Source organism: uncultured Streptococcus sp., from assembly GCF_963521865.1.
Taxonomy (GTDB): Bacteria; Bacillota; Bacilli; order Lactobacillales; family Streptococcaceae; genus Streptococcus.
Window position 1 is genome coordinate 1 of the sequence record NZ_CAUQWY010000048.1, and the last position, 9,471, is coordinate 9,471.

Sequence of the window (9,471 nt, forward strand, 5' to 3'; positions counted from 1 at the left end):
TCTGAGCTCTTTTGATAGGGTCTGTATCTGTCATGAGAATTCCTCCTTTAATCTGGCTGCTAGTCTTATTTCTAGCAACTGTGTTTTGATACTGTTAGTCTATCACTTTTATCTCCTTTTTCAGCTTTAAATCTTTAATTGTCATTGAAATTTCCTGAATGGTACTGTTAAGATTTTATGATAAAATAGTTGTAAGCTCATCATAATGTTGTAGAAAAATAATCCTTTTAGGAGCTTTCAAAGACTGTTTAGGATTTGGTGGGCTTGTGCTAGAACTTTTCTGTTATTCTTTTCTTATACTCAATGAAAATCAAAGAGCAAACTAGGAAGCTAGCCGCAGGCTGTACTTGAGTACGGCAAGGTGAAGCTGACGTAGTTTGAAGAGATTTTCGAAGAGTATTAGGAGGAGAATCCAATGAAACACATGATTATTCAGACACAGAAAACAGTCTATAAAGTAAACGTCGACGATATCTACTATATCCAAGCACATCCAACTAAAGCCCATACTGTAAAGATTGTTACAGAAGAGGCTAGTTTTAATATGGTTCAAAATTTAAGTAATCTTGAGGACCAATATGGAGAAACCTTGATGAGATGTCATCGAAATTGTTTGGTTAATCTTGATAAATTAAAATCGATTGATTTTCAAGAAAGAATCCTTTTTCTCGGAGAAGAAGGTCAATACGCTGTCAAGTATGCCAGACGTCGCTATAGAGAAATTCGTCAAAAATGGTTGAAAAAAGGAGAGTAGGAAGATGAGAGTATTTGTTTTAGAGGATGATTTTTCCCAACAGGCTAGGATTGAAACGACAATTGAGAAACTTTTGAAGGAACATCATATCATTCCTAGCTCTTTTGAGGTCTTTGGTAAGCCAGACCAGCTACTGGCAGAGGTGCATGAGAAGGGGGCCCATCAGCTATTCTTTTTGGATATTGAGATTCGAAATGAGGAGATGAAGGGTCTGGAAGTGGCTAGAAAGATTCGGGATCGGGATCTTTATGCCTTGATTGTCTTTGTGACGACTCACTCAGAGTTTATGCCCCTGTCCTTTCGCTACCAAGTGTCTGCTCTGGACTACATTGATAAGGCCTTGTCAGCTGAGGAGTTTGAGTCTCGTATCGAGACAGCCCTCCTCTATGCCAATGGTCAAGACAGTAAAAGTCTAGCTGAAGATTGCTTTTATTTTAAATCAAAATTTGCCCAATTCCAATATCCTTTTAAAGAGGTTTACTATCTCGAAACATCCCCAAGACCTCATCGTGTTATTCTCTATACCAAGACAGACAGGCTGGAATTTACAGCGAGTTTAGAGGAGGTTTTCAAGCAGGAGCCCCGTCTCTTGCAGTGCCACCGCTCTTTTCTCATCAATCCTGCCAATGTGGTGCATTTGGATAAGAAAGAAAAACTCCTTTTCTTTCCCAATGGTGGAAGCTGTATGATTGCGCGTTATAAGGTCAGGGAAGTGTCTGAGGCTATCAATAACTTGCATTGAGCTAGGAGAGTTTATGAATATTGCTTGGATATTATTATATACACTTATTACTAATGGGCTAGAAATTGTCATTTTCTTTAAGGTAGATGGAATTGGTCTCACTTTTGAGAGGATTTTTAAGGCCTTTCTTTTTAAGATACTGTTGGCCTTTGTTTTTGTAATGATTAGCCATATAGTAGGAAATACTTACCTATCTTATTTCACGACCCCCTTGTACGGTATAGGCTTGTCTTTCTTACTGTTAAGAGGGAACCCTAAAAAACTCCTTTTCTTTTATGGTCTCTTTCCAATGATATTGGTGAATCTCTTTCATAGAGGAGTCTCCTATTTTGTGCTTCCATTTTTGGGACAAGGGCAAGTATATGATGATTACTCTTTGATTTGGTTGTGTATAATAATTTTAAATTTCTTCATTTCTCTAGCCTTTTTGAAATGGTTGGACTATGATTTTACTAGCTTGAGAAATGAGATTCTAGATAAAGCCTTTCAAAAGTCCCTGACTAAAATTAACTGGATAATGGGGGCTTACTATTTGGTGATACAAACTCTGTCTTACTTTGAATATGAGCAAGGTATTCAATCAAAGACTGTTCGCCATCTCATCCTAGTCTTTTACCTCCTCTTTTTTATGGGGGTTATCAAGAAATTGGATACCTATTTGAAGGACAAACTCCGTGAGAGACTGGACCAAGAGCAGGTCTTGCGCTATAGAGATATGGAGCGCTATAGTCGACACATAGAGGAACTTTACAAGGAAGTACGGAGTTTTCGCCATGACTACACCAACCTCTTGACCAGTTTACGTCTGGGCATTGAAGAGGAGGATATGGAGCAGATAAAAGAGGTTTACGACTCTGTTTTAAAGGATTCCAGTCAGAAATTGCAGGACAATAAATATGACCTTGGGCGATTGGTGAATGTTCGGGACCGTGCCCTTAAAAGTCTCCTCGCGGGGAAATTTCTAAAAGCCAGAGATAAGAAGATTATCTTTAATGTCGAAGTTCCTGAGGAGATTCAGGTCGAGGGGATGAGACTGCTTGATTTTCTAACCATTGTGTCTATCCTTTGTGACAATGCTATTGAAGCCAGTGCAGAGGCTAGTCAATCTCATGTTTCAATCGCCTTTTTAAAAAGTGGAGCACAGGAGACCTTCATCATCGAAAATTCCATCAAAGAAGAAGGCATCGATATTTCTGAGATTTTCTCCTTTGGAGCCAGTTCTAAAGGGGAGGAGAGAGGTGTCGGTCTCTATACCGTTATGAAGATTGTGGAAAGCCATCCTAATACCAGTCTCAATACTACCTGTCAAGATCAAGTTTTTCGTCAGGTGCTTACTATGATACCTACAGAATGATGAAAAAAATAAGACCGAGAGTGCTTGTTTCTCGGTCTTATTCTTTATAGTTGTATTGGATGATGAAGTTCTTTCGTATTCTTATACTTAATTATATTAAGGTCGTATAAGATATCTTCCCACCATCCTCCACCTGTAATCTGGTTGAGTTCAGTAGTTGTTAGTTCTTGAAATGAAGTTAGGTTTTGATTCTTATCCATGTTATGATTCTCCTTTTTGATAAGATAATAAATAGTTATAGAGTGTTATCTGAAAATTAATCAGAATGGGTTAACATTTTATCTTTGAAATAATCAAAATATGTTTTCTTTGCAGTTACACTAGTGACGCGACCTTGTAAGCCATATTGGATGAGTTTACTATCCTCATTAGATAGTTTTGCAAGAGCGGTTAATTTAAAGAGATTTCCTTGCTCTGTTCTGGTAGGAGTTTGATCAATTGTTTGAAGTTGACCGATGATGGTAATGCCGTGATTTCCAATCTTCTCCAGTTTTAATCTTACAGTTTGTCCTTTATCTAGTAGAGGTAGATAGTCAGAAGATACGTAGTAAGTGATTAGTACTTCTTTTGTATCTGTGATGATAGGGAATATTTGAGCAATTTCTGTACCAGTTGGAATTCTATTTTTACCTTCAAATTCGCTGTTCAGATGAACGATACCTTTACTTGGAGCGGTTAAGGTATTGTTTTTTAAGCGCTGCGTTGCTTGATCTAGTTGTACTTTTAATTCTGTTAATTGATTCTCCACGGTTAGTTGTTGCTGAGAAGCTGTCTGTAAAAACTGAGTGCGGAGTACTTCAATTTTGGTTGCTAAACTATTATCATAAGTTGATACACTTCCGGTACCAGCTTGCTGAATTTTGAGGCTTGCGATAGATGATTCCAGACCTGCAATACTTTGATTAATTTGAGATAAAAATGGCTCTTCTGCAGTTCCTTGTGTTTGTCCTTGTGAGGCTACAAGGTAACGATTCAAAATTGACTGGTGCGGATTGCTAGTTGGTAAGCGAGCCCTTTTATTTATGATAGCATCTCTCAGCTCTTGATATTCTCCAATTTGTTGTCGAACTTTTGTGATTTCTTGTTCAATAGCTGATGAACTGCTATTGGCAAGATTGGCTTGATTTGAAACCTCAGTGTTAGTCTTTGTGATACCCAGTTCAATATCATGGGATTGTTTAGTAAAATTCCTAAAGGTATTATGGTAGCCAAACTCATCCTCGCCAGAAAAAAGATCAGTCGCTTTTTCTAAGCTTTGTTTCAAAATTCCAAGTCCTTCTTTTTGCTTCTCAAGTCTTTGTAATTGAGTTTCTAAGGCAGTTTTCTGACTTTCTTCCATTGTTTCAGAGTATTTGATGAGTAAGTCACCTTTTTCAACTACTTGATTTGCCACTAAATGATTAGCAAGGATAGGATTATCACTGGTTGACTGAATGGATGCAATGACACTTGTAGGGGCGATTTCTCCTTGGGAAGTAACAGTAATTTCTTTTGTGGCAACAAGGGAGAAAATCAAGATGAAAGTAAACAGTAATGAAAGAGGTATAATTAACACTGTCGCATAGTTATGGTAACGTCTCTGATAAAACTCGACGCTTCTAAAAAGATTAGGATTCATGACATTCTCCTTATTTATTGAATAGATGATGGTAGAAACCTTGCGTCTGCATTAACTCTTGGTGACTACCCACTTCAATGATTTTCCCCTGGTCAAGAACAATGACACGGTTAGTTCGTTCGGCTATACTGAGACGATGGGCTACAAAGAGAATGGTTTTATCAGTTAGGGACATAAGATTATCTATAACTTTTTTCTCAGTCAAGACATCAAGACCGCTAGTAGCTTCATCTAGTATTAAAACAGGAGCTTTAGTTAAAAGAGCACGAGCGAGGGCTATTCGTTGCTTTTGTCCTCCTGATAGACCAGCTCCATCAGAGAGCTGAGTTTGATAGCCCATAGGCATTCTTTCAATGTCTTGACGGATTTCAGCTAATTCACAAGCTCTTAGAATATCTTCTTGGCTAATCATATGATTACCGCCCAAGGTTAAGTTTTCCAAAATAGAGCCATTAAAGATATAGGCTTGTTGGGGTAGGTAATTAATATGACGGCGCAAGACTTTTTTATCAATGTTTTTGATATCCTGATGATTGATGGAAATATGTCCTTTGTAGGGTTCAAAGAAATTGACAATCATTTTGGCTAAAGTTGTTTTACCAGAACCACTAACTCCAACTAGGCTAACCTTATCTCCTTGTTTAATCGTGAGATTAATATCTGTTAAGGTATCTCGTCCAAAACCATACTTATAAGAAAGGTCATCAAATTCAATATCGCCCATCAAAAAATGTGAATGAACAGGGTTTTCTTGAACTTGAAATTCAGATTCGACTAGATAGACCTCGTTCAAGCGGTTATTAGCGACCTTCGCAGATTGGAGTTTGGTTTGGAGGTTGATAATATTTTCCATAGGAGTTGTAAAGTAAGAAAGAAGTGTGTTAAAGGTAATCAGCTGACCAATAGAAATTTTACTCGACATGACTAATTGAGCGCCAAACCATAGGATAAGGATATTCAGAACTAATTTTGTTCCCTGCTTTAAACTCGTTTGTAAAATAGAATACTTACTGAGCTTAAAGGATTTTTCCAAATAATCTACAAATTCGCTGTCTATATTTTGATAGCGATTTTCTTCACTCGTGAGCGACTTTATAGTTTCAATCCCGTTGATATCTTCGATAATGGCAGAGCTAACCATAGAATTACTTTGCATGACATCATGGTTCATTTTTTCGAAAGGCTTCATAAAAGAAAAGATGATGAACATGTATATAGGAATAGAAATAAGAGAAAGAAGGAAGAGATTAGGGTTTTGTGCTAGTAAGACGCCCCCTACAAGAATCAGAATGGAAACATCCAGAAAAAGAGAAAGAATGGTAGAAGCCAAGGCATCTATAATAGAGTTAGCATCTGTGAACCGTGAAATGATTTCTCCTGTACGACGTGTCGCAAAGAAAGACATAGGAAGTTCAAAAATATGGCGAATATAGGATAAAATCACATCAATACTTAATCTCTGACTCAGAACAGTTAGGAGATAATCTCTGGAGAAGCTCATGACTTGTTGGAGGATATAGGTAATAACCAGACCAACTGAGATGATTCCTAAAGTTGATTTCATCTGATTTGGGATGTATTCATCCAAGACTCCTTGGAGATAATAAGAACCACCGATATTGATAATCGTGACCAATAAGCTTGAGAGAACAATGTAAGCAATGAGAGATTTTTGTTTGAAAATCAGAGGAAGGAAGCTTAGTAGATCATTCTTTTTATCTTTATGGGGTTGATAGCTGGGTTTGGGAGCTAGAAAAATAGCTACTCCAGTCCATTCAGAGAAAAAGCGTTCTTTTGACATTTTGGTGATTTTTACAGAAGGGTCAGGATCACCAATAACCAGATAGTCTTTCTTTGTTTGATAGACAACATAGTAATGTTGGAGTTTTCCTTCTTTGTTAACGTGAACGATAAATGGATAGGGGACATCACTCATGTCAAATAGCGTTTTATCTGCTTGAACAGGTCTTGTTTCAAAGCCCATTTCATCAGCGGCTTTTACAATGCCAAGGGCAGTCGTTCCTTCTTTATTGGTCTTTGCAAGTTCTCTCAAGTGAGCTAGAGAAAAATCTGAACCATAGAATTTAGCAATCGAGGCTAAGGCAGCAACACCGCAGTCTCTAGCATCTATTTGAGGAACAAATGTACGTTTATAAGAAGTCATTGGCAATTCCTTTCATATAGTAGATAGGTATATTATGCCATAAAAATAAGTTCATATTTTACGAAATCTTGAATAGTCATTGAAACTTCCTGAATGGTAAAAAAGTTGGGTAGAAAATGAAGAAAATATTGCAACAATAAAACGCAATGTAAAGGTTTTTGTGTATTGATATTATGCGTTTTTCCTTATATTCAAGCTTTTTTGCCTAGATTTTTTAAGTATTTCAGGTGATATGAAATGAAAAATTAGGTGTGTGAAATCCGATTATAGGGAAGTAAATGAAGCTACAATTAAGAAATGTAGTCAAGATTAAAGAAATTATCCAGTGGATGATTTCTTCACGAGTATGAAAATTTGAGAACGAGTAAAGCATGATATAGCACTAGATAAATTGAGTGTAAAAGAATATGAGGATCCCTTTAGGGATAGTGGTAAGTAATACTAAATCCTCTTTGAGAGGCAAGTGACGAGTCAAGAGTAATAAGGCTTGAACAAAGTGAAAGCCAGCGTCTCTAGGCGCTGGCTGGTAATTTGGGCTTATATAACTTTCTAAATCATATGTATCTTTAATCTCCGTTTAAATATAAAGCAGTGCAATTATATCCCGTTAGGAAGCCAAAGCCTGCTGCAGAAACTAGCGCGACACCCCAGCCAATGGGACCTGTTATTGCTCCTACGCTAGCTATCGTACCTAGCGCACCACTCGCTGACAGCATGCAGTCGGATACATTTCCTCCACCGACAACTTCTTCAAGAAAGTTTTCATTAATTTCCATTAACATTATTGTTCCTCCTAATTACCTTCATAATAGAGCGAAGTACATGACCAGCCTGTAGCGAAGCCAGCAGTACCAGCTGCTCCACCTAGCGCAGCTAGTGCTAACCACCCTGTTGGACCTGTAGCAGCAAGTCCAATTACTACTGCTGAAGCGATAATTCCGTTTACACAGTCATTCACATTTCCTCCACCGGAAATTTCTTCTAATTTATTGAAATTTAATTCTAACATATTTACTCCTTGTCCTTGCGTTTAATTTTAAAAAGTCCTATTATGGATAGAGTTATCGTAGTTATTGAAGCTAAGCTGGTAAAGACAAATACTTTTGTTTTTAATCCAATAGAAAATAGTAATACACCATAAAAAATATTTGATACATAATAAATCTTATTTTTAACGACACTCACCTCTGAACATAGATTTTTGTCGTGTTGCAACTTTGACAAGTTTAGTATAGCATTGTTTTTTAAAATTTTTTATTCAAATCTTGAATTGTCATCGAAACATCTTGAATTGTAAAAAAGAAATTAAAAAGCAAGTAGGAAAAATACACTTGTCCTATAGAAACCACTTCGTATGAAATAAAAGACTTGTTTGATGACTATTGGAAGAAAGATTAGGCGGCCAAAAATTGAATTTTTAAAATTCTAACTTAAACATAGTTTTTTAGTCTTGGTATCTTTAAATCAGCTAAAACAATTCATAACAACACCTGTATATTATGGTTCAATACGATACCGAACAAGTATATAGTATTAAGAGGTCTTAAATATTATTTCCGTCTGTTCTCATATATTCTCATGATCGCAACAAGGATAGCAGCTGTCCCACTTGCCAAAAATAGGAGGGTAATGATAATGTTGAGAATTTCAGGCGTCCTCTCTATTCTGTTAACAAGACGGAGTAGGGATATAACTGCCAACTGAATCAGGAGTATTGATTCTCCTCTTATCAATGAAGTCAGTTGGTTTTCAACTGCATATAAAAAGGCTGGTAGCATAACACAGGCTATAGCAATCACAAACAGATTGCCCCCTGTTTCTTCTCCCTTGTTCACCACGGAAATCATGAGAAGATTCGATGCTATAATCAACGTAGAACAGATGATAAAAAAGGATTTCTTATTCATATAGGACACCTCATATACTATGGTATTTTAGTTTGAACCCAAGAAATATTCTTCAAACTACTGTAACACCATCTCGCCGTAAAGCAGTACCGTCTGTGACTAGCTTCCTAGTTTTCTTCAAATACTGATTTTTTATTGAAGACAAGAAAGGTAAGCTCATTAACCATTATAGCAAAAAACAATGATAACATATATTATTTTTCGGTTTATGAATGATATTCGTTACTTTGGTAAGGAGAAAGTTTTTACAATTCAAGATGTTTCGATGACAATTCAAGATTTGGATGAAAAATTTTAAAAAACAATGATATACTAAACTTGTCAAAGTTGCAACAAGACAAAAATTAAAAATAAAAAAGGAGGTATTCCTCATGGAAACAAAAACAATGACTCAATTTGATGTTTTGGATACTGAAATGCTGGCTAGCATTGAGGGAGGAACTGATTGGGGAACAGTAGGAAAAGGAGCTGTCTATGGAGCAGGTATCGGAGTTGCTATGTGTGGGGTAGGAGGACTCCTTACTGGTGGTGCCACATGGGCTATGACTGCTGCCTGTGCTTGGGCTGGAGCTAAACTTGGTGGTTCTTTTACTGCAATTGCTGATAATATTTGGTCATAGAAGGGAATAGAAATTATGTTTAATTACAAAATAGTAGATAATCAAGAATTAAGTAATATTTCTGGAGGTGGATTGGGAGGAGATGTACTTGTAGGAGCCTTGTCGGGTGCATTTCAGGCAGGACAATCTTGTATTGCTGGAGGCCCCCAAGCTTACTTTATTTGCGCAGCAGGAGGCGCTATAGTAGGTGGCTTTGTAGCTTATGGATTGAGACCACCAAAATAGTTTTAAAAAGGAATGAGTGTTAATATGTTAAACGAAACTATGATTCAGCTTATACTCATTGCAATTTGTTGTGTGTACATTATTTTT

General features: G+C 36.8%; 11 protein-coding genes and 1 pseudogene. 6 read left to right on the forward strand and 6 right to left on the reverse strand.

From position 1 onward, the window contains the following. The first annotated feature begins 415 nt into the window (after positions 1-415). Genes RWO85_RS09035 through RWO85_RS09045 form a run of 3 tightly spaced genes read left to right on the forward strand, consistent with a single transcriptional unit; the run spans position 416 to position 2,850 of the window. Complete coding sequence (locus RWO85_RS09035; protein WP_313970331.1) at positions 416-754, forward strand: LytTR family DNA-binding domain-containing protein; 339 nt, start codon at positions 416-418, stop codon at positions 752-754. Between the two features lie 4 nt (positions 755-758). Beyond that, the gene (locus tag RWO85_RS09040) at positions 759-1,496 is read left to right on the forward strand and encodes a LytTR family DNA-binding domain-containing protein (RefSeq protein ID WP_314415438.1); all 738 of its coding nucleotides are present in this window, start codon (positions 759-761) and stop codon (positions 1,494-1,496) included. 13 nt (positions 1,497-1,509) lie between these two features. Next, complete coding sequence (locus RWO85_RS09045) at positions 1,510-2,850, forward strand: sensor histidine kinase (protein WP_314415440.1); 1,341 nt, start codon at positions 1,510-1,512, stop codon at positions 2,848-2,850. Between the two features lie 44 nt (positions 2,851-2,894). On the opposite strand, the gene blpC is transcribed toward RWO85_RS09045, so the two are convergent. The 3 genes from blpC to blpA are packed head-to-tail and all read right to left on the reverse strand — an operon-like array spanning position 2,895 to position 6,632. Then, on the reverse strand, positions 2,895-3,050 hold the full coding sequence (gene blpC, locus RWO85_RS09050) for a quorum-sensing system pheromone BlpC (protein ID WP_313970334.1): 156 nt from the start codon (positions 3,048-3,050) through the stop codon (positions 2,895-2,897). Between the two features lie 56 nt (positions 3,051-3,106). Continuing rightward, positions 3,107-4,468, reverse strand: a complete 1,362-nt coding sequence (locus tag RWO85_RS09055; RefSeq protein ID WP_314415442.1) for a bacteriocin secretion accessory protein — start codon at positions 4,466-4,468, stop codon at positions 3,107-3,109. Between the two features lie 10 nt (positions 4,469-4,478). After that, positions 4,479-6,632 carry a peptide cleavage/export ABC transporter BlpA gene (gene blpA / locus RWO85_RS09060; RefSeq protein WP_314415444.1) on the reverse strand — a complete coding sequence of 718 codons (2,154 nt, stop codon included), beginning with the start codon at positions 6,630-6,632 and terminating at the stop codon, positions 4,479-4,481. A 358-nt stretch (positions 6,633-6,990) separates the two neighbouring features. On the opposite strand from blpA, the pseudogene RWO85_RS09065 reads away from it, so the two are divergent. Further along, positions 6,991-7,071: pseudogene (locus RWO85_RS09065) on the forward strand (IS200/IS605 family transposase); the annotation flags it as partial. Between the two features lie 127 nt (positions 7,072-7,198). On the opposite strand, the gene RWO85_RS09070 reads toward RWO85_RS09065, so the two are convergent. The 3 genes from RWO85_RS09070 to RWO85_RS09080 form a co-directional block, all read right to left on the reverse strand. Further along, a complete protein-coding gene (locus RWO85_RS09070) occupies positions 7,199-7,414 on the reverse strand; it encodes a hypothetical protein (protein WP_313970337.1) in 216 nt (71 codons plus the stop codon). 11 nt (positions 7,415-7,425) lie between these two features. Next, positions 7,426-7,641, reverse strand: coding sequence for a hypothetical protein (locus tag RWO85_RS09075; RefSeq protein ID WP_314415445.1), 216 nt, complete (start codon positions 7,639-7,641; stop codon positions 7,426-7,428). Positions 7,642-8,182: 541 nt separating this feature from the next. Further along, entirely contained in the window at positions 8,183-8,539 is a 357-nt protein-coding gene (locus RWO85_RS09080) for a hypothetical protein (protein WP_314415447.1), read from the reverse strand. Positions 8,540-8,910: 371 nt separating this feature from the next. Between RWO85_RS09080 and RWO85_RS09085 the strand changes: the two genes are divergently transcribed. After that, on the forward strand, positions 8,911-9,159 hold the full coding sequence (locus RWO85_RS09085) for a Blp family class II bacteriocin (protein ID WP_033684777.1): 249 nt from the start codon (positions 8,911-8,913) through the stop codon (positions 9,157-9,159). Positions 9,160-9,174: 15 nt separating this feature from the next. Beyond that, entirely contained in the window at positions 9,175-9,384 is a 210-nt protein-coding gene (locus tag RWO85_RS09090; protein WP_033684778.1) for a Blp family class II bacteriocin, read from the forward strand. The last annotated feature ends 87 nt before the right edge of the window (positions 9,385-9,471 follow it).